The sequence below is a fragment of the Bartonella kosoyi genome, assembly GCF_003606325.2.
Taxonomy (GTDB): domain Bacteria; phylum Pseudomonadota; class Alphaproteobacteria; order Rhizobiales; family Rhizobiaceae; genus Bartonella; species Bartonella kosoyi.
On sequence record NZ_CP031843.2, the window covers coordinates 1,878,985 to 1,905,205 of the forward strand.

A 26,221-nucleotide genomic window follows, 5' to 3' on the forward strand; every position below is an offset into this window, starting at 1 on the left:
TATTTTTCTTAGCGCTAGTCTTTTCGAAAAATCAAACGACATAAAAATCCTGTGCTCACAGCGATAATCACCGCAACAATACCGTATAAGAAACGATACTTATGCGCTGCATAGAAAATTGTATAAGCGATATGTGCTTTAACAATTTCAAGAGTCGTTGTTGCACTATCAACAAACTGCCCATCACGAAAAAGATAAGCACGAGCCTTATAATGTCCAACAGGGATATTGGCTGGTAAACGAAAATGTGCCGTGAAAAGTGTATCAGAACCAAAACGAACACCGCCTACTTCTTCATAATAAAGATTTTTAGCTTTTTGCAGTTTTATAAGTTCATCACGAAAGATTTGTACTTTTTTCTGATCCTTTTCATCTGTCTGTAATGGCAAATAGAGTACCCCTACCCCCAAACGTTTATAATCTTCGATGCTAGTAATCTCATCAATTTCACGCGTTGTAACCATAGAGTAAAAAAGAGGAACATTTTTAAAAATAAGGGAATCCGTATTAACCCATACACCGGCATTGCGTTTTTTTTCCCGCATGACCATTGGCCGCGCTTGTCCTTCCAAGCTTACAACAACATCATAACGGTTCTGTTGAGAATATAATGGATCAATATTTTCCAAAACACCAGCAATATAAAGATCACGACCAGCAAAATTTGTATCCACCGTAATCGTATTCGTTGTGACGATAATTTGGACAGTTTCGTGATCAATTTGATCAATGAATGTTTTTTCTGTCATCCCTACATGTGACCATGTAGAAAAAGAAACAAAACAAAAGCAACTTGCAATGATGCATAAAGAAAATAATCTACCCATTTTTATCTCATAAGAATATCCAGAGAGAAAAGATTATCAGGGCGTACAAATAATTGAAAAGCAAGGCGCATACACACAATCAACACCAAACATGCAAGGGCCATACGCAATTGTTCAGCCTTTAACTTCCGTCCAGCCCGTGTTCCATATTGTGCGCCAATACTTCCTCCAAGCATTAACAAAAAAGCCAAAACAATATCAACAGACTGATGAGTCATACTTTGCAAAACTGTCGTGAAAGAGGACACAAATGTAATCTGAAAAAGTGAAGTCCCTATCACAACACTGGTTGGAACACGCAAAAGGTAAATCAATGCAGGGATCATAAAAAACCCCCCACCAATTCCCATAATAGAAGACAACAACCCAACAATGAGACCAATCCCTAACACTGGAATAATGCTGACATAGATCATAGAAGCTCGGAAACGCATTTTTAACGGTAAACGATGAATCCAGTTATGTCGATGTCGACTTGCAAGACGAACATTGGCTTTTCCTAACCTACGCTTGCGCCTCATATCATACCAACTTTCAACAATCATCAAACTTCCTATACTTCCAAGAAGAATCACATAAAGAAGCGAAATCATAAGATCTAATTGACCTAACTTTTTCAAAACAGAAAAAATCTGAATCCCGATTAATGAACCAAGCCCTCCTCCAATTGCTAAAATAATACCAAGCTTGATATCAAGAGTCCGTCGTCTAAAATGTGTAATCGCCCCCGTTACAGATGATGCAATCATCTGGTTAGCCCCTGTTCCAACAGCAATAGCAGGAGGAATATTATAAAAAATCAATAAAGGTGTGATGAGAAAACCACCACCAATGCCAAAAAGTCCTGAAAAAAAGCCAGCAACGACTCCCATACCAATCAAGATCAGCATATTGAGTGACATTTCAGCAATTGGCAAATAAATACTCACTGGCAGAACCTTTAAGATAATTTGAGGTTTTTTAGCAATTGGAGAATCTTTCTCTAACTCTCCTCTTTTCCAATAATCTCTGTTGCGTGTTTAAAAGGATAATTTCAATTGCCATAGCTTTTGCACAATTTATGAATGCGTAATACATTTCACATCTATTAACATCAACAGTGTACAAACTAAAAAAAACGAGCTCCTTTTAAAAAGCTATAAAAACATAACGTTATCGCACCCATAAATGCAACGGTTAAAAAACAAAGGGCACTTTTTTTTATAAAATCAGATAAAAAAGGGACATGTCTGCGAGACTGCGCCTTTAAGGAAGGAGAAAAATCATTCTCCATGCAATGATGAGATACTGAGCAATGGTTAGATGCTGGAACCCCCATACTTTTTTCTTCTATCACAGTGTGCTCCGCTGCTCCTTCAGTTTTTTTAAAAGAAGACTTCAGAGCATCGCTTGGCAAAAGTGCCTCCCTTGGCAAAAGTACATCACTGGGTAGAGAGCTTTTATTTTCTTGCGGTAAGGCATTTTCAACATTTGTTTGGAGTGGCGTAAAACTGTTTTGTCCTGAAAAATTTTGCACCTTTTGAAGGAATAAGCGTTCTTGATTGCCCTCACACTCCATATGAGCAAGTTTTTGTACAACAGAATCAGATAATTTTAAACGAGACATCCGTCGTGTTATCGCAGCTTCTTCTAAACTTTTTTTTTCACTCTGCAAATTTTGAATAAGTGTTTTAATCTGCTCTAAAGACTCAAAAAGTCTTTTTTCCCTTTGGCGACGAATATAATATTCAGCCAAAATGGCCCGACTAATATCATCTAAGTAAGATTTAAAATGTTCTTCGACATTCCCCTGTTGATTCAAAGGACGAGGTGAATGTTTCATTTGCATTTGTGCATAAACAGTGCGTAATTTTTGAGCAATATCGGACATTGTTACTTCCACAGGCGTATCCACTCTCCCCTTCTGCTCAATAAAAGAAGAGAATTGATCACTCCGAACTTGATTGGCTGCCTGGTCGATCGTATGACCCTTCGTATTCACAAATGCCTACCCCTCATTAACTTTTTTGAAAAGAATCACAAGAAATGATGAGAAAGTATGCGCTATTTTAGTAAATAGAGCTTTAAGAATTCCCAATTTTTTTGTTAGAAATATTTTTTCCCACTCTTTATCTAAAATATTTGCTTAATATTCATCCCAACTATTTGAAAGAACGATCTTTAATTTTTCTACCCTCAAAATTTGAAGTGTAAAACCATTCCCCATTTTTATTTTTTTGCTGTATTTTTCATTGCATAAAATCTCTATTTCTCATCATAAACAAAGCCTATGAAACGAAAAAAGAATATTCTCACAAGACCGATCATTTTTTTACTTTTTATTCAAGCAAATAAGGCAATTATAAAAAGGCAAAAGAGATGAAGATTGAAAATGACGACAAGAAAGTACACGTAAACATAAAAAAGCTTATATGAAAGAAAATACAAGTTATCAATGAGACTTCATTTTAAACAATTTGGTTTCTTATGCGTATTGCTATAAACTTGTGGTCAGACAAACAAAGAGGATCATCATGAAGATAATTGTCGCTGTCAAACGTGTTGTTGATTATAACATCAAGATACGCGTCAAGCCCGATAATACAGGCGTTGATCTGTCTCACGTAAAAATGTCTATGAATCCTTTTGACGAGATAGCCGTTGAGGAGGCAATTCACCAAAAAGAATCTGGTAAAGTTTCAGAAGTTGTTCTTGTTTCAATTGGACAAGAAGCAGCCCAAGAAACTTTACGAACAGGACTTGCCATGGGGGCTGATCGCGCAATTCTTGTCACAACAGATCAAACACTTGAACCCTTAAGCATCGCTAAGGTTCTCAAAGCCATTGTTCATGAAGAAAAACCCAATATGGTCTTTTTAGGAAAACAAGCAATTGATGACGATAACAACCAAACTGGACAAATGCTCGCCGCTCTTCTTGGTTGGGGACAGGCAACTTTTGCCTCACATCTTAACCTAGAAAATGGACATGCTACCGTTACACGTGAGATTGATAATGGAATACAAACCCTTTGCCTTCCCCTTCCCATGATTATGACTGCCGATTTACGGCTCAATGAACCGCGTTACACCTCTCTCCCCAATATCATGAAAGCAAAAAAGAAAATCATTGAACAAAAAACTCTTGCTGATCTTGGCATCGATACGAAAGCACGCCTAACAATTTTAAGTGTTGAAGAGCCCAAACCCCGTCAGTCTGGGATTAAAGTTGCTAATGTCGCAGAGCTTGTCAGCGCACTCAAGCAAAAAAACTGCATTTAATATTCTCTAGAGTAAAAGCAATACGCATATAAAAGGGTAAAAATTTATGGCAATTCTTTTATTGGCCGATCATCATACAGAAGAAACCGCAAAAGCGCTCACCGCTGCGCACGCATTCAAGAGCGATATCGATATTTTGGTTTGTGGAGAAAACGTTCAAACGATAGCGGAAAGGAGTGCTAAACTTAATGGTGTGCGGCAAATTCTTATTGCTGAGGCTGATTATCTAGCCCATAAACTTGCCGAGCCTATGGCCGATACAATTATCACATTAGCCAATGATTATGATGTGATCATGGCGCCATCCAGTAGTACTGGAAAAAATGTGATGCCGCGCGTAGCTGCTCTTCTTGATCTTATGCAAATTTCAGATATTACCGCTGTTCTTTCACCCGATACCTTCAAACGACCTATTTACGCAGGTAATGCAATTGAAACTGTCCGCAGTAATGATCACAAAAAGATTATCACCGTTCGCACAGCCTCTTTCCTACCAACGCCTTCTCAAAATAATGCTGCACCCATTAAAACAATAACACCAGCGCCCAATCCCCATCTTTCTTCTTTTGTAAAAGCAGAAACCAACAAAAGTGATCGTCCTGATCTTACCTCTGCACGTGTTATTATCTCAGGCGGGCGTGGTCTTGGTTCACAAGAACAATTTATGGACCTTCTTCTTCCCCTTGCAAACAAATTAAATGCTGCTTTAGGTGCCAGCCGCGCAGCCGTTGACGCAGGCTATGCTCCCAATGATTGGCAAATTGGACAAACAGGAAAAGTCGTTGCCCCCGAACTCTATATCGCTGTTGGCATTTCCGGTGCAATCCAGCATTTAGCCGGTATAATGGATGCACAAATTATTGTTGCCATTAATAAAGATGAAGAAGCGCCCATCATGCAAATTGCCGATTACGCCCTTGTCGGTGATCTCCACCAAATTATTCCAGAATTGGAGAAAGCTTTATAAGCCATGAAAGCACCTCTGCATGATCAGCGTGAAAGTATGGAGTTTGACATCGTCATTGTTGGAGCAGGTCCTGCAGGGCTTGCTGCTGCCATTCGTCTGAAACAAATTAACCCTGAGCTTTCTGTCACAATTGTTGAAAAAGCGACTGAAGTTGGAGCCCATATTCTCTCTGGCGCCGTTGTTGACCCCATCGGTATTGATACACTCTTACCGGAATGGAGAAGTGACCACGATCATCCCTTCACAACCCCTGTTACCCGTGACCAGTTTTTTTTTCTAAAGCCTCAAAAAGCGACACGATTGCCCAATATCTTGCACCCCAAAATCTTATCCAATGACGGGTGTTATATCGTTTCACTTGGAAATGTTTGCCGCTGGCTAAGCAAAAAAGCCGAAGCACTGGGTGTAGAAATTTATCCAGGTTTTGCCGCAACAGAGACCATCCAGAATGAGAACGGAGCCATCATTGGTGTTCTCACGGGGGATATGGGACGTAATAAAGATGGAACCCCTGGAAAAAATTATATGCCTGGTATGGCATTATTGGCAAAATATACACTAATTGCGGAAGGTGCACGCGGCTCTATTGCAAAACAATTGATACAGCATTTTAACCTTAGTAAGAATCGTGAACCCCAGAAATTTGGTCTCGGTCTCAAAGAGCTCTGGGAAATTGATCCCGAAAAACACCAACGCGGTTTAGTGCAACATTTCACCGGTTGGCCCTTAGACAATCATACCGGTGGGGGTGGTTTTCTTTATCACCAGGAAAACAATATCATTTCTATTGGTTTTGTTGTGCACTTAGATTACAAAAATCCTTATCTTTCTCCCTTTGAAGAATTTCAACGTTTTAAAACCCATCCAAAACTCTATGAAATCTTCAAAGGAGCAAAACGTCTTTCCTATGGGGCGCGTGTGATCAGTGAAGGAGGATGGCAATCTGTACCAAAACTCACCTTTCCTGGTGGAGTGCTTATTGGCTGCTCTGCTGGCCTTGTCAATGTTCCTCGTATCAAAGGATCACACAATGCCATCTTATCGGGCATATTAGCTGCCGATAAAATTGCTACCACTCTCGCACAAGGGCGCGCCCATGATGAAGTCAAGGAAATCGAAGAACAATGGCGAAAAGGCCCCATTGGTATAGATCTTTATAAAGTGCGAAATGCCAAACCGCTTTGGGCAAAATATGGGACAAAATATGGAATTAAACTTGCCGGTTTTGATATGTGGTGGCAACAGCTGTTCGGATTTTCCTTATTTAAAACACTCACCCACAGCAAAGAAGATTATGCTTGTCTTGAGCCAGCAGAAAAATTTCAACCCATAGCTTACCCAAAACCTGATGGTGTTGTAACGTTTGACCGCCTTACAAGTGTTGCCCTTTCCAATACGCGCCATGAAGAAAATCAACCTTGTCATTTAAAAATAGCCTCATTAGAAAAACAAAAGGACTCCGAATATGCCGTCTATGGAGGACCTTCTACACGCTATTGCCCCGCCGCTGTCTACGAATGGCTAGAGTCTCATGACCATCTAACGTATAGGATCAACGCTTCAAATTGCATACATTGTAAAACGTGCGACCTCAAAGATCCAAATCAAAACATTACCTGGACCTGTCCACAAGGCAGCGAGGGTCCCTTCTACCCCAATATGTAATCTCTTCCGCCAATATCATCATTGTTCGTTCTCCTAAAATTGAAATAGACAAAACACAATGGATCAAAATATTTCCCTTAAGATCAGAAATCTATCAATCACCTTCATGCATTAAGCTCTTTCACGATACAAAAAGTTATCCTATTGTGAAATGATCAACGATTTCAGCAAGGAGTCTCGAGCAAATAAGCCGTTGTAATGATAAAAATCTGCTGGTAAAAAGTGAGCAAAAATAACTTATGAGTATGGATAAAAATTTTATTGTGGTAAGGGGAATTTGATGAAGAGAAAAGAGCGTGTGTGAGAAAGCATATTTTATAGGTACGCATGCTTATTCAGCCCCCATCATAGAGCCAGGGCTTTATCTTGTAGCAACGCCTATTGGAAATCTTGCAGATATTACACTTCGTGCTTTGCAAGTGCTGGCAGGTGTTGATATTTTAGCGTGTGAGGATACGCGGGTAACACGTGTTTTGTTGGAACGTTACGGTATTCAAAAAAAAGTTCTTCTCTATCATGAATATAATGCGCAAAAAGCAGGTCCAAAGCTCTTAGCGGCTTTAGCGGAAAACAAAACGGTAGCGCTTGTTTCAGATGCGGGAACACCGCTTATCTCTGATCCTGGATTTCGATTAGTTGAAGAAGCCCGTAAGGAAGGTCATAAAATTATTCCGATCCCTGGAGCCTCCGCTCTTTTAGCTGCCCTGATACCGACAGGGCTTCCGACCGATAGCTTTTTCTTTGCAGGTTTTTTGAGTGCCCGCAAAGCACAGCGTCAAAAACGATTGGAACAATTAAAAGAGATTCCAGCGACCTTGATTTTTTATGAAGCACCACATCGTCTTATTGAAACTTTACAAGATATGGTCTCTCTTTTTTCGGCAGATAGACCTGCCGCCATTTGTCGTGAATTAACAAAAAAGTTTGAAACTATAGACGTTTCTAATTTGGGAAGTTTGTTGGAAAGTTATAAAAAACAGACACAGATTCGTGGGGAAATTGTTGTGCTTGTTGGAGAAACATCATCTTCTTGCTTAAATGTAATAAGTGATCAAGAAATTGATAAAATGTTATTAGAACACGCACAAACACATTCCGCAGCTCAAGCCGCATCTTTGGTTGCAAAAAAGACCGGGTTTAAAAAGCAGGAACTTTTTCAACGGTTAATTTTTCTAAAAAATATGTAAAATAATGCGTAAAACGATACAAAAAAAACACAGACAAAAGTCTTTTTATCGAGGGATTCGTGCAGAAAAATTGGCCGCTTGGTGGTTGCGTTTCAAAGGATTTCACATAGCCGAAATGCGTTTTAAAACAAAGTGTGGGGAAATTGATTTAATTGCACGACGTGGAAACCTTGTGTTAATTGTTGAAGTTAAAGCACGTTCAACGTTGGCGGAAGCAATGGAAGCGGTTTCCCGAATGAATGAAAGGCGAATTGAAGCAGCAGCCGATATTTGGCTCGCACGACAAAAAGATTATGCGCTTTTGTCTGTACGCTTTGATTTGATTGCAATTTTACCTTGGCGTTTGCCACAACATATCCCCGCATTTTTTACCTCTGATCAATAAGAGGCGACCCACGTTTTAACCATACTCCATAAAAAACATTTCTCCTTTATGTATATATACGTTAAAAAGTCTATAATCTTTTGAGCGCTATAAGGAGCGAAATATGGATGATTATGAAAAGTTTGCAACAGGTTTGCTCATTGTTTTTGGAGCGCTGATTATTGGTGGTTTAATGGCAATGCATATTGTACTGATGAATAAACCAGGTTTTTTATTTGCATTAGCCGCAGCTATTGTTGGTTGGTTTTCTGCTTTTGCCGTTCTGTTTGACAAGCCCAAAATCTATTTGGGGTTGATTATTCTTGCAATGCTCTGTGTTGCTTCTTCAATTAGCATTTATGTTAGTTAAAACACCTGAAATATTGATTGAGATTCCTTTTAAAAGATAAAACTGAGAAATAAAAATGAAACTGGGCTTTTTGGGAACAGGTACAATCAGCGCTTGCATAATCGATGGCCTCATGACAAGCGCCTTTAATGTTTCTTCCATGATTGTTTCACCGCGCAATGCTGAAATAGCAGAGCGTCTTTCACGCACTTATGATAAGGTTGTGATTGCTGAAAATAACCAAGCATTGCTCGATATGAGTGATTGTGTTTTTCTTTGCCTTCCCAACCAAATTGCAGAAAGTGTTTTGCGCTCTCTTCGTTTTCGTCCAGAACAGCTGGTTATTTCCGTTCTTGCTATGGCAAAAGCCGCAGAGGTGGAAGCGTGGATCAACCATAAAGTTTATCGTGCTGTTCCGTTACCTTTTGTCGCAGAATGCAAAAATTTGACGCCCATTTATCCCGATCACCCCTTTTTACGCATTTTATTTGATGCATTGGGGGGCACATTGGTGCTCGAAAAGGAAGAACAGTTTAATCTTTTTATGACGGCTGGTTCTCTTATGGGCGTATATTTTAATTTTATCGAAACAGCCCATCAATGGTTTATAACACAAGGGTTAAACAAACAGCAATCAGCAGAGTTTCTGACCATGATGTTTGGAAATCTTACGGATGAAATGCGTAAAATTATAGCAACGGATCGTTCTACCTCTCTTAATTTTGCACTGCTTGAAAAAGAGTTTTCAACAAAGGGGGGAACAAATGAATTTTTGTCAAATTATTTTTCTCATCAAGGGGGGAAAAGTGCTCTCACAACAGCTCTTGAGGCAACTTTACAAAAAATGAATGCTTCTAAAAAGACTTAACCAACATAATTCTCATCTCAAAGATGAAAATTATGGATCTATTGATTGGGCTCTTTGTGAACATGAATTAATAAAATTGTCTGCGATAGGTCTTTCAAGAGTAGGAAAACGGATTTTTTAGCTACCTATCCCTTTAATTTACCCATCCTTTTAGTTGACATGAATAGCAATAAATCTTTTGGTTAATCTTCAAGATATTTTTATAGCACCAAATTGCTTATAGGAAGAAAATTCATTCTTTAATACTTTAATATTTGAAATGAAAATACTGACAAAATCTTTTTCCTTTTTACGTTATTCTCTTGTCATGAAATAAAAAACGTTTGTTTGTGTCTTAAAAAGGAAGCAACATTGCGATAAAATTGTTAAAAAAGAAGGTAAATAGACTTGCCAACTTTATGCAAAATAGAGGAAAATTTTGAGGAAGAAAAGAGCATAATGGGTATGACTTCTCTCTTTTTATTTAAGGAAAAATGCTATGAGATCTCTACACTTCACAGGAGTTTTTACATTCTATCATTCACAAGTACTCTCGTAAAACGAATGAAACCCATTAAGAAATATTCTCTTTTCAAACAAGCGCTTGCATAATCAGCATCAATATATTCGTGAGAATTTTGTTGTTGCGTAAAAAGCCTATCCCGATAAAAACCGCGGACAATGAAACCGTGAAAGAATGCGTTATCTCCACTTTTTAAAAATCTTTCTTTCGATGCTTTTGAACGTAGAAAAAACAAATGAAATGATGATGACAGAAAATTATTTTCTCCGGATTAGAATTCATATTTTCCTTACAAAAAGGCAACTATTTTTATATCTTTTATAAGTGTGTTTTAGCAAACTCTTTAAAAAAAAACATATATTCAACAGAGTTTATTTTTTATTTGATCCACAATTGTACGATACCGTTGAGCATGCTCGCCATTAGGCTGAACAACAAAAATAGGGTTCCCCTCATCGGAAGAAAATCGTAAAGCTGCATCAAGCGGTATTTCTGCTAAGAACGGGACCTCTCGACGTTCTGCTTCACCCCGCGCCCCACCATGGCCAAAAATATCGTAGCGTTTTCCTGTATCGGGAGCAATAAAATAACTCATATTCTCAATCAGTCCTAAAATAGGAACATTGACTTTCATGAACATTTCTATCGCTTTTCGTGCATCAACTAAAGCAAGATCCTGAGGCGTAGAAACAACCAACGCTCCCGTTAATTGTACCTGTTGCGCAAGCGTTAATTGAGCATCCCCTGTACCCGGTGGCATATCGACAACTAAAACGTCCAAAGGTCCCCATACAACATCTCGTAACAATTGCGTTACAGCAGCCATAACCATAGGACCACGCCAGACCACCGGCTTTTCTTCCTCAACCAAAAAGCCCATTGACATTAATTTAAGACCAAATTTTTCAAGAGGTTGAATCTTTTTTCCTCCCATGAGCTGTGGTTTTTGGTTAACAAGTCCTGTCAAACGTGGCAAAGATGGACCATAAATATCTGCATCCATCACCCCTGTTTTGAAACCTGAATCTTGTAAAGCTAAAGCGATATTGATTGCCATCGTCGATTTTCCCACCCCTCCTTTTCCAGAAGCAACAGCAATGACATGACGTACACCTTCTATGGGCATTTTCACAGGCAAGAGATTTGCTCTGCGTCGAGGTACTCCCTTTGTTGTTTTTTCTGCTGTAAGCGTAACGACAACAGATTGGACCCCCTCCAAAGCACACACCAGCTCCTCAGCAGAACGGCGCAATAATTCCCATTCTTGCACACGTCCATCAGGAACTGTAATGGAAAAGAAAACCTTGCCATCAGCAATGAATATTTCTGAAAGAAGCCCCAACGATACAATATCGCTTTCAAGACCTGGTCCTTTGACTTTACATAACACGTTGCGGACAGCCTCACTTGTGATAGGATCCACGCTCTTTCCTCTCTATAAAATACCAACAAATACAAGCATACGAACAAAAAATACTGACAGGTTCATCACCTAATATTTTCTACTTTAGTTTAAGAGTTACAAAATATAAATGACTTACATTTTATCTCTTTATAAAACACGAAACCACTCTTGAATAAAAAAATTCATGCACAAAATCCGCTATTAAAAGCCTATCAATCACGTTTGTGCGCTAACACTTTAATGAATATTTTGATAAGGGTTTTATAAAACACAAAACTTGAGAAAAACTCTTAATATCAAAATATTTTTTAAATTGAGCATACAATAATCTGTCATGCTTTCTTTAAGTCTTTAACGTTCTTGCCATTCATTTTCTGTAGACTCAACCGCTATTTTCTGACACTTTCAAAGTATCATAAAAAAGTGTCACAAACAGTTATAAGGTGTTTTGTATTTTTTCAAACGTAAGAAAAAACAATCTGAGATTGACTTTTTTCATATTTTTTCTTATGGGTTAACAGCTGTCTGATAGGATAAAATTGTTCATCACGCGCAGAACTGCTCATAAAACGAAGATTAAGAAGGGCCGCACTCCGCGGTATTTAAGTAAATGAAACGTACGTACCAACCCTCTAAACTTGTCCGTAAACGCCGCCATGGATTTCGTGCACGCATGGCTACAGCTGGAGGACGTAAAGTTATTGCTGCAAGACGTGCTCGTGGACGTAAGCGGCTCTCTGCTTAACCACTTAAATTTTCACAACCGTTGACGACTGCTCATTATTCCTTCGTTGTGAAACTTTTATTATGAACCTCTAATGCTTGATCAGTCAAGGATTTAGTGAAATTGCGAAATATTCTTTTATGAAGAAAAAACATCCTTGTCGCATTCGCAAAAGAGCAGACTTTTTGTCTGTCCGTACAGGAGAAAAACGACGTGGTCCTTTATTTTTACTCGAAGTTAAATCTCGTGAACAAACAACAGAAAGAAAATCTTCTCTTGTTGCGCGTGTAGGTTTCACTGTTACCCGTAAAAACGGAAATGCTGTGAAACGGAATCGTATCAAAAGGCGCTTGCGTGAAGCTGTAAGAGTTGGTGTAACAAACCACATGGAAGCAGGGACTGACTATGTCATTGTAGCATATCGTGACGCATTACATGCGCCTTTCACATCTTTAATTAGTGAATTGAATCGGCGAATAAAATCAAAAACAAAACATCAGCAACGACAACAAGGGAATACGAATGGAATATAACCGCAATTTCTTTATCGCTATTGGCTTATCTTTCGTAGTGCTCATCGCATGGCAATTTCTTCATGTTGCTCCCAAACAAGCAAAGTTACAAAAACAACAAGTCATCGCGCAACAACAGCAATTGTCAAAACAACAGTCATCCCTTTCTATTACCACGACGAATTCTTCTGACGATCCCTCAACGCATCAAGCAACATCAATCATCGAACAGCCAATGACTCCTGAAATCCGGAAAGCTGTATTAGCCAAAACAGAGCGTGTTGCGATCAAAACCAATGAATTGGAAGGCTCTATTAATCTTGTTGGTGCACAATTTGATGATCTTCACCTTAAGAAATATCGTGTAACCGTCGATAAAAAATCACCGGAAATTGATTTGCTGAATCCTAAAGGATTCAAAACGACCTACTTGGCTGAATTTGGTTTTGCAAGTGCATCTTTGCCAGCAAAAGCTTTACCTCAATCCAATACACAGTGGCAAATAGAGGGAAACAATACAACTCTAACCCCTTCAACACCCATCACTTTAATCTATAATAACGGACAGGGGCAAATCTTCCGCCGTACCCTTTCTGTTGATGATCATTACATGTTTACCATTGAGGATTCTATCAGCAATGAAAGTGATCAACCGGTTTATCTTTCCTCCTATGCCCGCGTTGCACGTGCAGCACCACCAGAACATACCAATGCCACCTATTTGCTTCATGAGGGGATGATCGGTATTGCTGGAGATTCGCTCAAAACTGAAAAATATAAAACCTTAGCAGAGCTTGATCCAAATCCTGATAATGGACAAAAGAGTATGACTTTTTCCAAAGTAACAGGAGGCTGGATTGGTATTACCGATAAATATTGGGCTGTAGCGGTTATTCCCCCGCAAGATAAAGAATATACAAGCCGTTTTATTTATTTTGATCGTTTGCAAACACATTATCAATCTGACTTGCTAGGATCGCTTTTAACGATTGCTCCCAATGAAACAAAAACCGTTACAAATCGTCTTTTTGCTGGTGCAAAACAGGTTGAAATCATTAATCACTATCAAAATGACCTAAAAATCAACAAGTTTGCTCTCTTAATTGATTGGGGTTGGTTTGATTTCATCACAAAGCCCATGTTTGCTCTCATTGACATTCTTTATAAACAAACAGGAAATTTTGGTATTGCCATCCTTCTTGTCACAGTACTCTTAAAAACACTTCTTTTCCCTCTCGCCAATAAATCTTATCAATCTATGGCGCGCATGAAGCTGCTCCAACCGCGTTTGCTAGAGATAAAAGAAAAATATCCCGATGAAAAAAACAAACAACAACAAGCAATTATAGAACTGTATAAAACCGAAAAAATTAACCCCCTTGCAGGCTGTTGGCCAATGTTGGTTCAATTTCCAATATTCTTTGCGCTTTATAAAGTTCTCTATATTACCATTGAAATGCGCCATGCTCCTTTCTTTGGCTGGATTCAAGATTTAGCAGCCCCTGATCCAACGTCTCTTTTCAACTTGTTTGGTCTCTTGCCCTATACAACGCCAACATTTCTTATGATTGGTGCATGGCCTTTGATTATGGGAATAACGATGTTTTTACAAATGCGTATGAATCCCGCACCTCAAGATCAAACCCAAGCGATGATTTTCACATGGATGCCTGTTGTCTTTACTTTTATGCTCGCTTCTTTCCCTGTTGGTCTTGTCATTTATTGGGCATGGAACAATATATTGTCAATCATTCAGCAAGGTATCATGATGAAGCGCCAGGGAGTTAAAATTGAGCTTTTTGACAATTTGAAAGCCATATGGAGAAAATCACCCAAAAAAGAAGTGCCCCCCCAAAAAGAAGTGCAAGAATGACAAGAGATTCTTCCCTTTATGGAATTTTTTCGCGCAATTGGATTTTTATTCGTGGTGTCCCCGCAATACGCTTTCTTCCCCCTGAAGGGCCACCAGAAATCGCATTTGCGGGGCGTTCCAATGTTGGAAAATCATCTTTAATCAACGCACTTGTCCAGCAAAAAGGCTTAGCACGAACCTCAAATACACCAGGACGCACACAAGAGCTGAATTATTTTGTCCCCGATGGCTTCAGTGGACAACAAGGAGATCTTCCCCCTTTTACATTGGTAGATATGCCAGGTTATGGTTTCGCTGCTGCACCTAAAAATCTGGTTGATGCTTGGACAAATTTGATTTTTAGCTATTTACGGGGACGCACAACACTAAAGCGTGTATATCTCTTGATTGATTCACGACACGGAATCAAAAATAATGATGAAGATGTTCTTGCACTCCTTGATAAGGCAGCCGTTTCTTACCAAATTGTTTTGACAAAAAGCGATAAAATAAAATCAAATGCTTTGGAAAAATTAATGATGACCACACAAACAAAACTTCTCAAACGTCCAGCGGCGTATCCTGAGATCCTTGCAACCTCTTCAGAAAAAGCATACGGTTTGGAAGAATTACGTACTGCCATTTTGCAAACTATTGCATAAGAGAAGGCATTCATATTATTAACAATTTATTAAGCATAATTGCTAGCAGCTGCTAATGATCTTGTACTTCTCATCAAGCATCTTTATAAAAAAGAATGACTTGAAAGAATTCTTATCCACTCTATTTAGTTGTGTAAATTATGCTGACACTTTTTCACTCTCCCCTATCCACCGCTTCGCGCTTCATACGCCTCATTCTTGGAGAATATGGTGTAGCCACGCAACTGATTGAAGAATATGAATGGGCAAGAAGACACGAATTTCTCGCTCTCAATCCCGCCGGTCATGTTCCTGTTTTTCTCGATGAACACGAGGTTCCATTATCAGGTCCTTTTGTTATCTGTGAATATTTAGATGAGACGCATGGAAGTTTACGACAAGAAAATAAACTCTTTCCAGAAAATCCTTTAGATCGTGCGGAAGTCCGCCGCCTTAATGACTGGTTTTTAAATAAATTTGAAAATGAAGCAACACGTCATATTGTACGAGAACGGATTCATAAACGTGAAATGCCCCTTTCCATTGGCGGTGGGGCTCCCAATTCACAAATTTTACGCAATGCACGCGCCAATATCCCACCCCATATGAACTATCTCAATTGGCTCTGTGCCTCTCGTGATAGCTTAGTGGGTTCTACCTTATCCTATGCTGACCTAGCCGCTGCCGCTGCTGTCTCTGTCCTTGACTTTCTAGGGGAAATTGACTGGGAACAATCCCCTGCTGCCAAAGACTGGTATATGCGGATTAAATCACGACCTTCTTTTCGTTCTCTTTTAACAGATCGTGTCCGTGGAATTGTTGCAAGTACTCACTATGCTGATCTTGATTTCTAGTCTCCTCTCACAAAAACGAGTAAAAATGAAATTTTACCTAAAGAAGACTTCCCCGTTTATAAATCTTTATGCCTGCCTATAAATAATACAAGAATAGATTGCTTCACAATCCTATTGAACAGAAAATAAGAACTCATCATAATCTCTTATTTCAAGCCCTCTTATCCTGCCCCCCCAAAATCAATTTTTGCTCTATCCACAAAAAGACTAATTATAGAAATAAAGATATTTAACAAAAGGTTTTAAACTCTTTCTTTAAAGACAAGAGCTGCAGCACCATTAGAAAGCGAGGCCAATAAAATAACAATACTTAACGCATGGTTCCCCTCCATTCTTCCTAATCTATAAAAAAACGCAGTGGATAATATGCACACCATTTGCACTTAATAAAAAAGTGCCATCATGATGCGTTTTTATAAAATAACAACTTTTTCAACTTGCCTCTCTAAAAAATAAAGAATCCGACCAACGCTTGTGTGTGAACAATCCAACTTCTCAGACATCTTTCTGTTTCTCCCCCCTTTTATGTGTTTTATTCACAGATAACATTTGGTGTGTAAAAATTGTATATAATGCCTATGAATCATTTCAAGGTCCAAGAGCGAGCAAAACGTATGATGGTGCCAATTTGCGCTTTTATGAAAGGTAGCCGTACAGAATAGATTTTATATTATTCATGGAGATTTTCTCGTTATACCCTTCACGCACGTCATCACAAAACAAGCTTAAAAGCATTGATACATATTTTTTTAAGACAAGCGCATAAGTTAAGTGTATTTTATTTGAAGTGTTTTATTGTACATGAGGGCTGTGCCCCATTAAAGAACGAGAGAAATAAAAACGTCAAGCAATGAACAATCCCCATTAGGCTTTACAAGAAACCTCCCCCTCTCCATCAAACACTTTCACAAAAAATATCTCTCTATAAATTTGTAAATCTTATATCACTTCCCCTAAACGATAGAGTTTTACAGTACAAAAGGATAAATTAAAGCAAGAAAAAATTTTTTCCTATAAAGAAAAAGAACGGTTGGAAAGAAGGCAAGAATTTGCCTATACTACGGGGCAATAAAGCATCATAAGGAGATAAAAATGCGCCTTACAATTGTTGGTGCAAATGGAAGAATGGGACGTGAACTCATTACAGCAATCCGGCAGAGGAAAGATGTAGAGCTTTGTACTGTTCTTGTGCGCAAAGGCTCACCTTTTGTAGGAAAAGATGCCAGTACATTAATTGGCTCAGATTCTCTTGGGGTGTGCATCACAGATGATCTCGCAAAGGCTTTTTCAAACACAGAAGGGATTATAGATTTTTCACAACCCCAAGCGAGTATTCTTTATGCTCACTATGCTGCTCAAAGAAAACTTGTCCATATTATTGGCACCACAGGATTTAGCACAACAGAAGAAAAAAAAATTGCAGAGTTTGCAAAACATACAACAATCGTCAAATCTGGAAATATGAGCCTTGGAATAAATCTTTTAGCCAACCTTGTAAAGAAAGCAGCCAAAGCATTAGAAGCCAATGATTTTGATATTGAAATTTACGAAATGCATCACGCGAACAAAGTTGACGCCCCTTCTGGAACCGCTCTTCTTCTCGGGCAAGCAGCGGCTGAAGGTCGCAATGTTATGCTGCAAAATGTACGTGTCAACGAACGCAATGGCCATACAGGAAAACGCGAAAAAGGCTCCATTGGTTTTTCTTGTTCACGGGGTGGAACAGTTGTTGGCGAACACAATGTCATTTTTGCCGGCTCCCATGAGCGCATTGTTCTCTCCCATACAGCGCAAGAACGCTCCATCTTTGCCAATGGCGCATTAAAAGCAGCTTTATGGGCAAAAAACCATGAAAATGGTCTTTATTCAATGCTCGATGTCTTGGGATTAAACGATGAACTTTAAACAATCAATAAAATAGAGGCAATTCATAATGGGACGCGCACTTGTACTCATCCGTCACGGACAAAGCGAATGGAATCTCAAAAACCTTTTTACGGGTTGGAAAGACCCTGATTTAACAGAAAAAGGGCATGCAGAAGCGATAGCAGCAGGAAAAAAACTAAAAGAATCTGGTTTGAAGTTTGATATCGCATATACATCTGCTTTACAACGAGCCCAAAAAACAGCTCAGCACATTTTAGAGCAAATGGGACAATCAAATTTAGAAATGATCCAAACCTCTGCATTGAATGAACGTAATTATGGAGATCTTTCTGGTTTAAATAAAGATGAAGTGCGCCTACAATGGGGGCAAGAGCAAGTGCAAATGTGGCGCCGTTCCTACACAATTGCGCCACCTAATGGAGAAAGCCTACGCGATACCGGAGCACGCATTTGGCCTTATTATCTTTATCATATCCAGCCTCATATTTTGCGCTCTCAAACTGTTTTGATCGCAGCACATGGGAATTCTCTTCGTGCTCTTATTATGGCGCTTGAAGGTCTCAGCAGTGAAGAAATTATATCTCAAGAATTAGCAACCGGCATTCCTATTCTTTACACCTTTAATTCCGATTCAACTATTGCATCCAGGACAATCATCACACCTTAAACTTTTAAAACTATGATGCCCTCTAAAAGTTTAATTCAATCGTTTTAAACAAAGAAAATAAATTCTATAATTTTATTGACAGAATTGCTTCACAGGCTTAGATGATTTTTATAAGCCCAGATGGCGGAATTGGTAGACGCGCAGGTTTCAGGTACCTGTGCCGCAAGGCGTGGAGGTTCGAGTCCTCTTCCGGGCACCATCAACTTTATATCAACAGTAACTTTTTTTATTTTGTATACATTTTTTATGTGAGGGCCACGTAAATAAACATAAGGGTATAGGATTTTTTAACGCGTCCCTCAATTATTTAAAATCAAGACTTCTTTGCTCAATGCCCAAAGGACTTACACTTCTAAAAGGTCAAAATTTTTAAAGCCCTCTCTAAAACAGCATGCTCTTTTTTATTGTGTGTAATTTGTTATTTTTTAACGTAAGGGATACGAGAATAAAATTGCGGAAATAAATTTTTTCAATATGCCTCTACAAAGTACGTTTTAGAAAAATTCTAATAATTTTTTGAGCACGGGTAAGCTCTCTTGCATCAAACCATTTAAAACTCTCATACACGTGATAACAGTTTCATGTTGCAACAGAGTAGAAAGCTCGGATTTTGGAATTCTTTCGAGAAAGATAGAGACTCCTTTTCTGAAAAGAAAAGCCTTTTCTTAATCTAAGAGCTCTATGATTTTGGCTTCCATATCAATAGGTACAGACTTTTGCCAATCTTAACAGCATATAAAAATTCTAAAGACACATCTAAGCTGTGTTTTTTAACCTTCTTTTTTGTTCTATCTAAAACATGATACACTCTATTCAATCATCAGTATAACACATCTCGATGCTTAAAAACGAGTGCCATAAGAAAATTTGAAGCCTTGTATCACTTTTTTTGTTCTTTCTCGAATAATCCCTCGATTGCTGCATCCCATTCTTTAATCACTTTTTCTAATTCTGCAATGACCTTTTGTACAATTTCGAACACTTCATAAAAGAATAATAAAGCGTAATAATCGCTGTGTTTAAAACACAACCAATAATTATAACAGCGAGAAAAAACAAAATCATAAGAGCCGTTCATTTTTCTCTCCTTTTTTGTGCTATAAGAGCTTTATCTCGCTGCTCAAGAGTATCTTCTAATTGCTGAAGTGTTTTTTTAATTTCTTTGTCAATCGTATGTGTAAAATTAAAATAATCGGAGAAGCTATCGAAAAACATAACGAAATGAATGCGATAAAAACGCATATAAGAGTAAGAATAACGAACTCTCTATTGGCTTCACCCAACAATAATAAAGCCTAAAGCCATATTTATCATAAATACGCAAAAGATTATTTTATAACTCCTCGATGAAAGTACCATAGCTTCACGTTAAGACTTTAGATTCTTTGCCAAACTAAAGAGACACCCGAAATTTTATGATCTGACTTTTAAAGCGCCTTATACAATGGTTGTGTTTCTTATCTTTTCATACTGGTCTCATTTTATTCTTCATTTTCGGAACGTGTTTCTCGTGCTTCTCTATATCTTTTCCATCGATCTCTTTCCGCTCTTTCACAGTTCCTGTTACACAAAAAACAAAGGGTTCCTATAATAACCATAACGGATATGATGAGTACTATTGCAAATCCCACCGATTATTCCTTTTTCAATAAAATTGTTGTGAATCATCTCACGCATTTTTCCCCATTGCATCAATGAACAACTTTCTGTTTCTTTATCGCGATATTTTCTTCAGGCTTTGAAGTTTGTTGTTTAAACGACCAACTTCGTGATTAAGCCTTTCAAGTTCTTTGTTGAGTTCATCAACATGTCCATAATGTTTAGAAATCACTTCTAAAGTATGTAATGACTGAGACTGATCCTTAAGCTGATCGACTTTGCTGAATCCTCGAAAAGCTTCTGTTCTTTTCTCAACATGTTCAAATAGCGTAAAAAGCTTCTCGATCCGCTCAAAAATTGCAGCGTTTCGTTTTTGCGTTATCTCATATTTATAAGTAAGTTGTTTGTCGTTTGGCATAGTTTTCAGCACTGCCAAATAGAGTTCCTGCTGTTCAAGAGCTATTCTCCTCAAATCCTCTAGCGCTACCCCTAATACCTTCATTGTATCATTCCATCCTCGTTGCGCATTTTCCTTTTCAAACTCAACGGAATCCAACCTCTGAACAGCCTCATCCCGCTCCTTAACGACTTGGGAACAAAATAATTTATCCACGCCCGTATAACCACGCGAGGCGGGAATAAGATATGTCAGCAAAAATACGATAAGCAATAAGCCTTCTCTCAACAGAATTTTTTTTGTAAACATTTTTCTATTTTCTCGTACAAAATACCTTAAAATAAATACCTAAATTCTCATCAAAAGATTCGGAATAAAATTTATTAAATCTCTTTAAAATAATCTACGATAAAAATAAAAAAGGATAAATTATACAAAAAAAATAAATCTATAAAAACTAATTTATTCAACAGATTAGTTATAAACTTTTCTGTTTATTTCTATATCTCCATGGGCGAAATTTAATCACTTTATATGTGAATTAACAAAGAATTATAATATAATATTATAAATCACTCAAAATTAATATTTTAATTAATAATTATACTTGCCCCATAAAATGGAGCATATATAAAATGGATAAAAATAATCAATGGTCTTGAATGGTATAAAGATTATTTTTAATGTAGATTTGTTTTTTTATCTTTAGCCATAAAAAATTGCGTTTTTTACAAAAATTCAAATTTATTCATTTGCTATAGTATATTTTATTGCTACATTCCTTAAGTTAATTAAAGATCGTAGAATATAAACTGATAGGATGCATTTTTCTCAAATGGAATTTTTCAGAGAAAAGTTGATTTAATCAATGGGGATAAGCAATGAGCAAAGCTATAATTTGAGAGACAGGATATATTGTTATTCGTAAAAAGATGCCGTTTTGGAGTGTGCTAAAAAATGTTTATAATCAATGATAAATGAGAAGTATGAATTGGGGGAATTGGGTTTTTCTTACAGAGCAGTAGATTAAAAAACGGTAGATGAAATCTAAAATTCACCATTATTCGTCATGAGATGAAAGCTTTAATCTCACGATTGACTTCTTTGTTTTTTCTGTCTGTAATCTCTAAAGACTATCTTCAATAAGCGCTCTTTTAGGTTGCCATTTTCATAATAAAAGTAATGGTTATCGATTTTCTATTTAGGATACCGTTTTCCACAAGAGGATCGTCATTTCGAAATATACAGAAAAACATTCTCTTCAGTGAGAGTTCCCACTGTACAATCATCTATGGAACAACACAATGACCAGAGCACGCACTCTTGCTTTTACCTATGGCGCTTATAATGCAGTACGCATGCTCATTGGTGTGTACCATGCGATTTTTTTAATGTCTATGGGGGTCAGTCTCGCGCAATTGGCGCTGCTTCAAGTTGTCTTTTCCACAACTATTCTGCTGCTTGATTTTCCTTGCGCTGTTTTAGCGGATAGATATCGACGTAAATATTCCGTTATAGCTGGCGTCTTTATGACGGGAGTGTTTTATCTTCTCTGCCTTCAAGCCCCCAATATGACGGCGCTTATTATTGCAGAAATTCTCTATGCAGCAGGCATTTGCATTATTGTCAGCGCCATTGATGGATGGATTTACCATTCTCTTGGCGATAAACACGATCACTTTTCGCATTATGCGCATCTTTATCACCAAGTTAATTCTTTCGGAAGTATTTTCAGTGGGATCGTAGGCATTGGAACGATTTATTACTCTGGGCAATATTTTATGGGATATATCATTTCATACCTCATGATGGGATTTATTTTCTTGGTCTTCCTTATTGTTCCGGAAGAAAAGAAATCGGTGATTGAAACACACAAAACAAAGACAATCTTGCAAAATGCTAAGGAAACACTCTGGATTTTTCAAAACACTGTGGGCGGAGCATGGTTTATTTTCCTCATGTGTCTTTTTAGCGCTGGTATTCAGATTATTTATCATTTCTGGCAACCGATCATACTTTCAGGTGGAAAGATTGATCACCTCAACGGTTCACAAATGTTCGTTTTGATGTGCTGTCATATTGGAGCCTTTTCAGCGCAATATTTTTCAAATTTACTGATGTCGAAATATCATGTTCTTGATAAAAAATATAAAAATTCTATAAAGTATTTCTCTTTCTTTTCTGCGCTGATGTGCATAGCGCTCTATTTTTTAGTCCATAACAATCAAACGGCTGCCTCCGTCATTGCCTTCTCTTTAATTCATGGATTTATTTGCACTGTACCAATAGGGGCAAAAAGCTTATTTTTCTCAGAACTGAACCAAACACAAACACAACATATTTCCGGTGTTATCGGTGCTGTATCTTTTAGCGGCAGACTATTTTCAATTACCGTATTAAGTATTATTTCTTTTCTTCCTGCAAAAATTTCTCCCTCTTATTATCTCATCTTACCGACTCTTACTTTTTTCCTATGTGGTTTGGTCATCATGAGATGGATAAAACACTCTCAAAAGTCTTAATAAGAGGAAAACCATTCCCGACAAAATTTTTTCTACAAGATTTTCTTCTAAAAGAGATCGAGACTTCTTTAGACCCTTGCCATATCGAGCTTTCAACAGACACCATATTGATAAAACAATAATTTATAATAATCATAGACTGAACTCAAATATCATAAGATTTTTTCAAATCTGATTTATCTTGAATCAATCAAAATCATTTGCTTGCACATCAAAAGCGAGGCTGGCGTATGGGTAAAAACGATGTTAAAAGGAAAGAGAATTCTTAATAAACGCTCAGTGTCAAGGGCTATTGCCATACGCACTCAAAATTCCTACACTTAACTATAATGCACTGATTTTATAGAAGAATGGCGGAGAGGAAGAGATTCGAACTCTCGAGAGCCTTTTGAGCCCTACTCCCTTAGCAGGGGAGCGCCTTCGACCACTCGGCCACCTCTCCAAGGAGAGGCATAAAGGGTATCAAGAGAAAGTTCAAGACATTTTCGATTTTTTTCCAAAATATCTGACATTTTTTTCCTTTGTTGACTCTATAGGAACCAAAAGTTAATAAAACAAAAATTGTGTCTTTTTTATCACATCTTCTCGAATAGTACATGGATACATTACAAAAAGTTCATTTCATATTTGAAACTCTAAAAAGATTAGTATAGCTAGAATGATAAGTACCGCGTATTTTACTTATGCCTTTGTCTTAAATGCATGAGGCAAGTGACATTCTTTAGAATAAAGATTAAACGGACCTCGGAGATCCCATATGAATATTAAATCCCTCTTTTTAAGCTCTACAGCAGCTTTTTTAGCGATTTCTGGAGCACATGCTGCTTCAACAGTTGTTGCCGAACCTGAACCCGTAGAATATGTTCGCGTTTGTGATGCCTACGGAAAAGGATATTTCTATATCCCTGGAACAGAAACCTGCATGCGTTTGTCAGGAAGTGTTCGTGCTGATTTTGTCGGTGGTGGTAATATCGATGCAACCACTGAAGCTGAACTAAACAACAAAAGAAAAACCTATGGCTCATCATCACAGCTTACCCTTGTTTTTCAAGCCGCTTCTGAAACAGAAATGGGAACCCTTCGTTCATATGCGAAAATTTTCTCAAGCTGGGATGATGGTAAAAATGGCGCTGGTGCAAAACTTTCAGCCGCTTACATTGAACTGGGTGGTTTTCGTGTAGGTCTTGACGATACCATTTTCAACAGCTGGACTGGTGGTTATGGAAATGTTCTCAATGATGATAGTATAGCACCTGCAGGTACAACACGCACCAATTTTATTTCCTACACCTTTAACGGTGATTCCGGCTTTTCTGCTATTATCGGAGTTGAAGTGGGCAATAATGCTAACTCTCTTCCTGACGTAAAAGAAACAAAAGAAATAGGAGGGAACTATATTGAGAAAGATGGGAAACTTATTCCTATCACGGAAGATACTCGTCCAAGTAAAGCAATTAAAAATTACACCCCCAATGTGGTTTTGGGTATAAAGTTTATGCAAAAATGGGGTGGTTTTTCAGCCGTCGCTGCATATGATGCTTACTACAAAAAGTGGGCTGGAAAAGTTCGTGCAGATTTCAATGTTAACGATCGTTTCAACCTATGGGTAATGGCTGGCTATAAAAATGGTGTTGATTACTACACAGAAAGTGGAAATGGTGAATTATCACGAATAAGCACAACGATCTATGCAAACTGGGGTGGTAGATGGGCTGCTTGGGCCGGTGCTACTTACAAACTCACACCAAAGGCAAATTTGAATGCTCAAGTTTCTTACAGTGCTGTCAAAACCTTTGCGACGTCTGTCAATATTGCATACACGCTGGTTCCAGGATTTGTGATTACACCTGAATTGACCTATGTTTCTTGGAATGATGACCGCGTTCTAAAGGATGCAAGTAATAATGAAAAACACTTACTCCATGGGAAAAGTGCTTTCCAAGGTATGATCCGTTTACAGCGTTCATTCTAATTCTATTAAGCTAGAGCCTTCAAAAACTGGCAACATGAGTTGCCAGTTTTTTATTTTTTGCAATCAAATATCATGAGCAATCTTTCCGGATACTTATTTTCTTAATCCTTCTGACAAAACAACTTAGTTTCACAAAAATATTCTTAGAAAATTAACCTTATGAGCTTGATAAAAAACTTCATAGAATGTTACCCATCAATTCAAACAATCCCTTTCTTGCTCTTTAAAGCGTGCTCCATTGCTTTATCCCCAAATTGGTCTTTCTTTGTTTTTTTTACACCTAACCTTTGTAATTTAAGACATGATCTTCTCAAGTAAGTCTCACCCTGAATATTCAGTCAACTACACTGAACAAGAACCCTTATCTCCTCTCAAAAAACAAAGATTCCTCCAGCATCAGTTTGTAAATAATTAAATTGCTTTGGGGAGGCGCTTGATTGGATTCTTTATGATTCATTTGCATAAGGCTCTACAGACAAGTTCCACCCTTAATATTTTCCACTCTCTATTTTTAAATACTTAAATTAAGTGTTGTATTTTTTTATGTCTGCATCATCACTTTCAATGCGGTGTTTAACAGCATAATAGAATAAAACATTGAAACAAGACAGAACATTGATTTATAATGATAATTCATCGTTATTAAACTTGAATGAGAAACCTGAATACCGTCAGATTCTCTCATTTCAAATTCCTCCCTGTTGAATCAATCAAAATCACTTTCAGAAAAGACTAAAAATGACCATAACGAAGGCTTTCAAGAGTTAAAGGTTTGTACAGCAAAATTGGAGGTTGAAAAAATATGTAATGGTATCAAATTGCTCTTTTTTAAAACATAAAGACGGTAGTATTCAATAAATTTTGTATTATACTATTTATTCACAAGTACTGTCGCAAAATGAGCTTGGAAACAAGCTCCTTCTTTGAAAAAAGCATGTAAATTAGCAACACTGCAATGCATTAAAAATCTTGAACATCAAGAAACATATAACGATGCCAATATCCTCTAAAGTAATAAAAAAGTAATAAAAGAGAAAATAGATATATCTTCAAAAAACGAGTTACCCTCCCCTCAAAGGATAAAGATTCCTAGCAGTATCAATCACAGCCCTGTTTCTCTTGCATCTCATCACATTAATTTATAATTATAATTTATTATTTTGTATATTGAATGAAAGACCTTTAATATCATTAAAAGAA

Annotated in this window: 23 protein-coding genes and 2 tRNA genes; 17 read left to right on the forward strand and 8 right to left on the reverse strand. The window is 37.7% G+C overall.

Features of this window, described 5'->3' with window-relative positions:
• Positions 1–14: 14 nt before the first annotated feature.
• The 3 genes from D1093_RS08210 to D1093_RS08220 all read right to left on the reverse strand — a co-directional run bounded on the left by D1093_RS08210 (position 15) and on the right by D1093_RS08220 (position 2,808).
• Positions 15–827: a TIGR02186 family protein gene (locus tag D1093_RS08210; protein WP_120101897.1), complete on the reverse strand. Its 813-nt coding sequence runs from the start codon at positions 825–827 to the stop codon at positions 15–17.
• A gap of 2 nt (positions 828–829) precedes the next feature.
• Positions 830–1,756 (reverse strand): sulfite exporter TauE/SafE family protein, encoded by a 927-nt coding sequence (locus tag D1093_RS08215; protein ID WP_120101899.1) that lies wholly within the window; start codon positions 1,754–1,756, stop codon positions 830–832.
• A 179-nt stretch (positions 1,757–1,935) separates the two neighbouring features.
• Positions 1,936–2,808, reverse strand: coding sequence for a hypothetical protein (locus tag D1093_RS08220; protein ID WP_120101901.1), 873 nt, complete (start codon positions 2,806–2,808; stop codon positions 1,936–1,938).
• A gap of 532 nt (positions 2,809–3,340) precedes the next feature.
• Between D1093_RS08220 and D1093_RS08225 the strand changes: the two genes are divergently transcribed.
• The 7 genes from D1093_RS08225 (at position 3,341) to D1093_RS08255 (ending at position 9,487) form a co-directional block, all read left to right on the forward strand.
• On the forward strand, positions 3,341–4,087 hold the full coding sequence (locus D1093_RS08225) for an electron transfer flavoprotein subunit beta/FixA family protein (RefSeq protein WP_120101903.1): 747 nt from the start codon (positions 3,341–3,343) through the stop codon (positions 4,085–4,087).
• 46 nt (positions 4,088–4,133) lie between these two features.
• A complete protein-coding gene (locus D1093_RS08230) occupies positions 4,134–5,054 on the forward strand; it encodes an electron transfer flavoprotein subunit alpha/FixB family protein (protein WP_120101905.1) in 921 nt (306 codons plus the stop codon).
• A 3-nt stretch (positions 5,055–5,057) separates the two neighbouring features.
• On the forward strand, positions 5,058–6,719 hold the full coding sequence (locus D1093_RS08235) for an electron transfer flavoprotein-ubiquinone oxidoreductase (protein ID WP_120101907.1): 1,662 nt from the start codon (positions 5,058–5,060) through the stop codon (positions 6,717–6,719).
• A 296-nt stretch (positions 6,720–7,015) separates the two neighbouring features.
• Positions 7,016–7,906 carry a 16S rRNA (cytidine(1402)-2'-O)-methyltransferase gene (gene rsmI, locus D1093_RS08240; RefSeq protein WP_120101909.1) on the forward strand — a complete coding sequence of 297 codons (891 nt, stop codon included), beginning with the start codon at positions 7,016–7,018 and terminating at the stop codon, positions 7,904–7,906.
• A 16-nt stretch (positions 7,907–7,922) separates the two neighbouring features.
• Complete coding sequence (locus tag D1093_RS08245; RefSeq protein WP_174767419.1) at positions 7,923–8,291, forward strand: YraN family protein; 369 nt, start codon at positions 7,923–7,925, stop codon at positions 8,289–8,291.
• Positions 8,292–8,394: 103 nt separating this feature from the next.
• Positions 8,395–8,640, forward strand: coding sequence for a hypothetical protein (locus D1093_RS08250; RefSeq protein ID WP_005773112.1), 246 nt, complete (start codon positions 8,395–8,397; stop codon positions 8,638–8,640).
• A gap of 55 nt (positions 8,641–8,695) precedes the next feature.
• Positions 8,696–9,487 carry a pyrroline-5-carboxylate reductase gene (locus tag D1093_RS08255; protein WP_120101912.1) on the forward strand — a complete coding sequence of 264 codons (792 nt, stop codon included), beginning with the start codon at positions 8,696–8,698 and terminating at the stop codon, positions 9,485–9,487.
• An 863-nt stretch (positions 9,488–10,350) separates the two neighbouring features.
• Here D1093_RS08255 and D1093_RS08260 read toward each other — a convergent pair.
• On the reverse strand, positions 10,351–11,412 hold the full coding sequence (locus tag D1093_RS08260; RefSeq protein ID WP_120101914.1) for an Mrp/NBP35 family ATP-binding protein: 1,062 nt from the start codon (positions 11,410–11,412) through the stop codon (positions 10,351–10,353).
• A 592-nt stretch (positions 11,413–12,004) separates the two neighbouring features.
• On the opposite strand from D1093_RS08260, the gene rpmH reads away from it, so the two are divergent.
• From rpmH to D1093_RS08300, 8 genes are all read left to right on the forward strand, one after another.
• Complete coding sequence (gene rpmH, locus D1093_RS08265) at positions 12,005–12,139, forward strand: 50S ribosomal protein L34 (RefSeq protein ID WP_005864709.1); 135 nt, start codon at positions 12,005–12,007, stop codon at positions 12,137–12,139.
• A 119-nt stretch (positions 12,140–12,258) separates the two neighbouring features.
• Positions 12,259–12,651 carry a ribonuclease P protein component gene (gene rnpA / locus D1093_RS08270; RefSeq protein ID WP_120101916.1) on the forward strand — a complete coding sequence of 131 codons (393 nt, stop codon included), beginning with the start codon at positions 12,259–12,261 and terminating at the stop codon, positions 12,649–12,651.
• Positions 12,641–14,503 carry a membrane protein insertase YidC gene (yidC, locus tag D1093_RS08275; RefSeq protein WP_120101918.1) on the forward strand — a complete coding sequence of 621 codons (1,863 nt, stop codon included), beginning with the start codon at positions 12,641–12,643 and terminating at the stop codon, positions 14,501–14,503. Before rnpA ends, yidC begins: the two co-directional genes overlap by 11 nt.
• Positions 14,500–15,144 carry a ribosome biogenesis GTP-binding protein YihA/YsxC gene (yihA, locus tag D1093_RS08280; protein WP_120101920.1) on the forward strand — a complete coding sequence of 215 codons (645 nt, stop codon included), beginning with the start codon at positions 14,500–14,502 and terminating at the stop codon, positions 15,142–15,144. The genes yidC and yihA overlap by 4 nt, the downstream gene beginning before the upstream one ends.
• A 140-nt stretch (positions 15,145–15,284) precedes the next feature.
• On the forward strand, positions 15,285–15,977 hold the full coding sequence (locus D1093_RS08285) for a glutathione S-transferase family protein (RefSeq protein ID WP_120101922.1): 693 nt from the start codon (positions 15,285–15,287) through the stop codon (positions 15,975–15,977).
• Positions 15,978–17,069: 1,092 nt separating this feature from the next.
• Positions 17,070–17,882 carry a 4-hydroxy-tetrahydrodipicolinate reductase gene (gene dapB, locus D1093_RS08290; protein WP_120101924.1) on the forward strand — a complete coding sequence of 271 codons (813 nt, stop codon included), beginning with the start codon at positions 17,070–17,072 and terminating at the stop codon, positions 17,880–17,882.
• A 28-nt stretch (positions 17,883–17,910) separates the two neighbouring features.
• A complete protein-coding gene (locus tag D1093_RS08295) occupies positions 17,911–18,531 on the forward strand; it encodes a 2,3-bisphosphoglycerate-dependent phosphoglycerate mutase (RefSeq protein ID WP_120101926.1) in 621 nt (206 codons plus the stop codon).
• 114 nt (positions 18,532–18,645) lie between these two features.
• Positions 18,646–18,730, forward strand: a tRNA-Leu gene (locus tag D1093_RS08300).
• Positions 18,731–19,411: 681 nt separating this feature from the next.
• Here the strand turns inward: D1093_RS08300 and D1093_RS08305 are convergent.
• Complete coding sequence (locus tag D1093_RS08305; RefSeq protein WP_120101928.1) at positions 19,412–19,609, reverse strand: hypothetical protein; 198 nt, start codon at positions 19,607–19,609, stop codon at positions 19,412–19,414.
• 636 nt (positions 19,610–20,245) lie between these two features.
• The gene (locus tag D1093_RS08310; protein ID WP_120101930.1) at positions 20,246–20,836 is read right to left on the reverse strand and encodes a hypothetical protein; all 591 of its coding nucleotides are present in this window, start codon (positions 20,834–20,836) and stop codon (positions 20,246–20,248) included.
• A gap of 995 nt (positions 20,837–21,831) precedes the next feature.
• Between D1093_RS08310 and D1093_RS08315 the strand changes: the two genes are divergently transcribed.
• Positions 21,832–23,049: an MFS transporter gene (locus D1093_RS08315; RefSeq protein WP_120101931.1), complete on the forward strand. Its 1,218-nt coding sequence runs from the start codon at positions 21,832–21,834 to the stop codon at positions 23,047–23,049.
• A gap of 351 nt (positions 23,050–23,400) precedes the next feature.
• Here D1093_RS08315 and D1093_RS08320 read toward each other — a convergent pair.
• A tRNA-Ser gene (locus D1093_RS08320) sits at positions 23,401–23,491 on the reverse strand.
• Positions 23,492–23,806: 315 nt separating this feature from the next.
• Between D1093_RS08320 and D1093_RS08325 the strand changes: the two genes are divergently transcribed.
• Entirely contained in the window at positions 23,807–25,021 is a 1,215-nt protein-coding gene (locus tag D1093_RS08325; RefSeq protein WP_120101933.1) for a porin, read from the forward strand.
• 541 nt (positions 25,022–25,562) lie between these two features.
• Here D1093_RS08325 and D1093_RS09930 read toward each other — a convergent pair.
• Entirely contained in the window at positions 25,563–25,706 is a 144-nt protein-coding gene (locus D1093_RS09930; protein ID WP_167309090.1) for a hypothetical protein, read from the reverse strand.
• Positions 25,707–26,221 lie beyond the last annotated feature (515 nt).